Origin of the sequence: Pseudomonas sp. GM102 (genome assembly GCF_000282555.1) — a bacterium.
Classification (GTDB): domain Bacteria; phylum Pseudomonadota; class Gammaproteobacteria; order Pseudomonadales; family Pseudomonadaceae; genus Aquipseudomonas.
In genome coordinates this window covers 1-3,645 of record NZ_AKJB01000036.1, presented here as the reverse complement: position 1 = coordinate 3,645, position 3,645 = coordinate 1, and the positions used below count along the sequence as shown (strand labels likewise).

Annotated in this window: 4 protein-coding genes; 3 read left to right on the top strand and 1 reads right to left on the bottom strand. The window is 58.2% G+C overall.

Annotated elements, in window-relative coordinates:
• Positions 1–215 (top strand): hypothetical protein (locus PMI18_RS31460; protein WP_238542591.1); only part of this gene is annotated, 215 nt, incomplete at its 5' end.
• A gap of 230 nt (positions 216–445) precedes the next feature.
• Positions 446–715 carry a hypothetical protein gene (locus PMI18_RS22545; protein WP_007897237.1) on the top strand — a complete coding sequence of 90 codons (270 nt, stop codon included), beginning with the start codon at positions 446–448 and terminating at the stop codon, positions 713–715.
• A 69-nt stretch (positions 716–784) separates the two neighbouring features.
• Here PMI18_RS22545 and PMI18_RS22550 read toward each other — a convergent pair whose 3' ends face one another.
• Positions 785–2,131 (bottom strand): DEAD/DEAH box helicase, encoded by a 1,347-nt coding sequence (locus PMI18_RS22550; RefSeq protein ID WP_007897234.1) that lies wholly within the window; start codon positions 2,129–2,131, stop codon positions 785–787.
• Between the two features lie 193 nt (positions 2,132–2,324).
• Between PMI18_RS22550 and PMI18_RS22555 the strand changes: the two genes are divergently transcribed.
• A complete protein-coding gene (locus PMI18_RS22555; RefSeq protein ID WP_007897229.1) occupies positions 2,325–3,623 on the top strand; it encodes a mechanosensitive ion channel family protein in 1,299 nt (432 codons plus the stop codon).
• Positions 3,624–3,645: the final 22 nt, after the last annotated feature.

Here is a 3,645-nt window from a genome sequence, read left to right as displayed (position 1 = left end):
TCACGGTTTTTGACCGCAGCAGAAGGCTGGCCAGCGAGGAAGGCGTAGTGGCGAACGTCCATGTCAAAAGGTCTCGTTTCGATCGGCAAGAATGGAATGAGCAATTCACAGACACAGCCGTCCCGACACGGCAAATGCAGGGGGCGTTTGCAGAGCGAATACGTCATAAGGGGATAAATGCGCGCTTGGGTCAGAAGGTCCCAGGCGTGGCGTAAACGACCATTGCATCAACGTGCAAATGGGCTGTTCGGTCCCTCGAAACGGCGAAGTGATATCAATGTGATGGCGCGATGTTAAGTTGCCATCATTCTGGCGTCAACAAGCCGTTCAGAGTGTTTTTGTCGAAACGCTCTAGCACGCGGGTTGGGGTCCAGTGTCTGAACTTTGTGGGTGGAGAAACCCTCCACTCAATAACGCCGTGACATTGATCAATGAGGCCCTGCTCATGAAAAACACCCTGTTGAAACTCACCCTCGCAGCCACCCTCGCCTGCGCCCTCCCCGTTTGGGCCTGCCCGCCCGACGAAGCCACCGCCAAGCGCGAACAACTGGCCAGGGAAGTCGCCAAGATCACGGAGCAGAACCCGGCCAAGGCCAAGGAAATCAATGACGAGTTGAAAAAGATGGATCTGGAGACGGCCAGCAAGGATTTGCCGGATAAGTGCCAGTTGATCGATCAGCGTCTCAAGGAGCTGGAATCGGCGGCCAAAAGTTAACGGCAAGATCTTTTGACGCAAAAAAAACCCGGACACTGTCCGGGTTTTTTATTGGATCGCTACGGCGCCTTACTCAGCAGCCGGCGCTTCCGGCTTGCGGCGTTTCAGCGGGGCCATGCCGTCCTTGCTGACCAGCGACAGGGCGTCGGTCTTCGGGCGGTTGGCGATCTTGCGCTTGGTCGGGGCCTTCGCGCCGGTTTTCCTCTTGTCGCCTTTGGCGTCGACCTTTTTCTTCTTCACGCCAACGGCTTTGCCCGAGGCCTTGACCTTTTTCGGTCCGCCGTAGGTGCCTTTGACTTCCTTGATGGTGCGGCGCTCGAAGCTCTGCTTGAGGTAGCGCTCGATGCTCGACATCAGGTTCCAGTCGCCATGGCAGATCAGCGAGATGGCCAGGCCATCGTTGCCGGCGCGGCCGGTGCGACCGATACGGTGAACGTATTCGTCGCCGCTGCGCGGCATGTCGAAGTTGATCACCAGGTCCAGGCCTTCCACGTCCAGGCCACGGGCAGCGACGTCGGTGGCCACGAGGATCTTCACGCCGCCCTGCTTCAGACGGTCGATGGCCAGCTTGCGGTCTTTCTGGTCTTTGTCACCGTGCAGCACGAACGCTTTGTATTCCTGCGCCACCAGACGGCCATAAATGCGGTCGGCCATGGCACGGGTGTTGGTGAACACGATGGCCTTCTGATAGGTCTCGTTGGCCAGCAGCCAGTTCACGATCTGTTCTTTGTGCTGATTGTGGTCGGCGGTGATGATCTGTTGACGAGTGGTGGCGTTCAGATCGCTGACGTTGTTCAGCTGCAAGTGTTCAGGGTTGTTCAGAACCTTGGCGACCATCTCGCGCAGGCCCGAACCGCCGGTGGTGGCGGAGAACAGCATGGTCTGCTGACGGTTGGTGCACTCATCCACCAGACGCTGCACGTCTTCGGCAAAACCCATGTCGAGCATGCGGTCGGCTTCATCGAGTACCAGCACTTCGACTTCTTTGAGGTCGAGGTTGCCGGCGTTCAGTTGCTCGATCATCCGGCCCGGCGTACCGATCAGGATGTCCGGTACCTTGCGCAGCATCGCGGCCTGGACCTTGAAGTCTTCACCGCCGGTGATCAGGCCGGACTTGATGAAGGTGAACTGAGCGAAGCGCTCGACTTCCTTGATGGTCTGCTGGGCCAGCTCGCGGGTCGGCAGCAGGATCAGGGTCTTGATGCTGACGCGGACTTTGGCCGGGCCGATCAAGCGGTTGAGGATCGGCAAAACGAATGCAGCGGTTTTGCCGCTACCGGTTTGCGCTGTCACCCGCAGGTCACGCCCCTGGAGCGCCAGCGGAATGGCCGCTGCTTGCACAGGCGTTGGCTCGACAAATTTAAGCTCGGCCACGGCTTTGAGCAGGCGTTCGTGCAGGGCGAATTGGGAAAACACGGGTGCTACCTCGAAGAAATACAAAAAAACAGCTGCATAGGGTAACGGTTTCGAGCGCGAAGGCCGAGTTTCTTTATACAAACGGCTGCAAACAGTGGTTTTTTTGTTGCCTGTTTTGTCTCAAAACGTCATCCGGAACGTCTTAAATGCTCTAATCGCCCCGTCGCGTCCTACAGAAGAACCGTTTTCACCCATGGATATTAAACAGCTCTGGCTCAACGCCCAAGACCTCTGGGGTGCCCTCGATCAGCACCCGCTCCTGCATTCCACGCTCGCACTGATGTTACTGCTGGTGGTGGCGCTGGTGCTCGGACGAGTGGCGCGTTACCTCATTCTTCATGCGACCAAAATGCTTGGTCGCCAGCCCTCGTTGCACTGGATCACCGATTTTCGCCACAACAAAGTGTTTCATCGCCTGGCGCAGATGACTCCCTCGCTGGTGATCCAGTTCGGTCTGCACCTGGTACCGGAGCTGAGCAAAACCGCCCTGAACTTCCTTGGCAATGTGGCGCTGTCGTTCACCATTCTGTTCCTGGTGCTGGCCGTCAGCGCATTGCTCAATGCCCTGCTGGACATTTATGCCCGCACCGAACACGCCCGCACCCGCTCGATCAAGGGCTACGTGCAACTGGCGAAAATGGTGTTGTTCGTGTTTGGCGCGATCATCATCGTCGCGACGTTGATCGACCGTTCGCCGCTGTTGCTGCTGTCGGGTCTGGGCGCCATGTCGGCGGTGATTCTGTTGGTCTACAAAGACACCTTGCTGTCGTTCGTCGCCAGCGTGCAACTGACCAGCAACGACATGCTGCGGGTCGGCGACTGGATCGAGATGCCGCAAGTGGGTGCCGACGGTGACGTGGTGGACATCACCTTGCACACGGTCAAGGTGCAGAATTTCGACAAGACCATTGTGTCGATCCCGACCTGGCGCCTGATGTCCGAGTCGTTCAAGAACTGGCGCGGCATGCAGCAGTCCGGTGGGCGCCGGATCAAGCGCAGCTTGTTCATCGACGCCAGCGGCGTGCGGTTTATTCGCGATGACGAAGAGCTGAAGCTGGCCCAGGTGCATCTGCTGACCGACTACATGAGCCGCAAGAAAGCCGAACTCAAGGCCTGGAACGAAGCTCAAGGCAACGTCGCGGCGATGTCGGCCAACCGTCGACGGATGACCAACATCGGCACCTTTCGCGCCTATGCGCTGGCCTATCTGAAGAGTCACACGGAAATCCAGCCGAACATGACCTGCATGGTTCGCCAGATGCAGACCACCGCTCAGGGCATTCCGCTGGAAATCTACTGCTTCACCCGCACCACCGTGTGGGCCGATTACGAGCGGATTCAGGGGGATATTTTCGATTACCTGCTGGCGGTGCTGCCGGAGTTTGGCTTGAGCCTTTATCAGCAGCCCAGCGGTGGGGATTTGCGGTCAGGGTTGCTCCCGGCAGTGTTGGGCGCGAGCCACATTCCCGAGCCCGAAAAACACATCATGTAGCACCACAAAACCCTGTGGGAGC

Bases quoted from the DNA above. Each gene is read 5' to 3' on its own strand.
- PMI18_RS22545 (WP_007897237.1), top strand. From the start codon at position 446: ATGAAAAACACCCTGTTGAAACTCACCCTCGCAGCCACCCTCGCCTGC.
- PMI18_RS22555 (WP_007897229.1), top strand. From the start codon at position 2,325: ATGGATATTAAACAGCTCTGGCTCAACGCCCAAGACCTCTGGGGTGCC.